Source organism: Actinocorallia lasiicapitis (assembly GCF_054778695.1).
In genome coordinates, this window is sequence record NZ_BAAGZI010000862.1 from 1 (window position 1) to 699 (window position 699).

The window sequence follows — 699 nt, forward strand, 5'->3', positions numbered from 1 at the left end:
TCCCCCCAGATCGCCAGCCGGTCCGGGCTGGTGCGGCCGGCGCGGATCAGCAGATCGGCGGCCGCCACGAAATCGTCGAACACGCCCTGTTTGCCCGCCCGGACGGCCTGCCCGCGCGTGCCAGGACCGCCCCGCAGCCGGGCGACCGCCAGCGCCCCCCCGGACGCGATCCACGCCAGCGAGTCCGGCGCGTACGACGGCATCATCGGCAGCCCGAACCCGCCGTACCCGTGCAGGATCGTCGGCCGCGGCCCCGACCCCGGCGGCGTGTACAGCGTGACGGGCACCGCGGAGCCGTCCGCTGAAGTCGCCGTCAGCGTGTGCACCTCGACGGCCGGCGGCTCCACCCGTCCGGGCGGCGTCTCGTGCAGGGTGAGAGCTCCGGCGCGGTAGCACCAGACCGTCGGCGGCGTGATCTGGTCGGTGTAGGTGAACCAGGCGGCCGAGCCGTCGGTGGTCAGCGGGCCGATGCTGCCGAGCCCGGGCAGCGGCACCGTCCGCAGCGGCTCGCCCGTCCCGCGATGGCAGACCGTCAGTTCGACGGCCCCATCACGGAGCCGGACGATCAGCAGTTCGCCGTCCAGGACGGTGAAGTCGGCGAGCGGCGCGTCCGGGTCGGCGGGCACCAGCACCCGCCGCCGCTCCGGCCGTGACGGCGACGCGGCGGCCAGCGCCGTCCCTTCGTCGGTCGCGAGCGCC

Annotated in this window: 1 protein-coding gene; it reads right to left on the reverse strand. The window is 76.0% G+C overall.

Annotated features, from left to right (window positions below; translation table 11 throughout):
• A partial coding sequence (locus ACYVE7_RS35160; protein ID WP_460371013.1) for a prolyl oligopeptidase family serine peptidase occupies window positions 1-699 on the reverse strand: 699 nt, incomplete at both ends.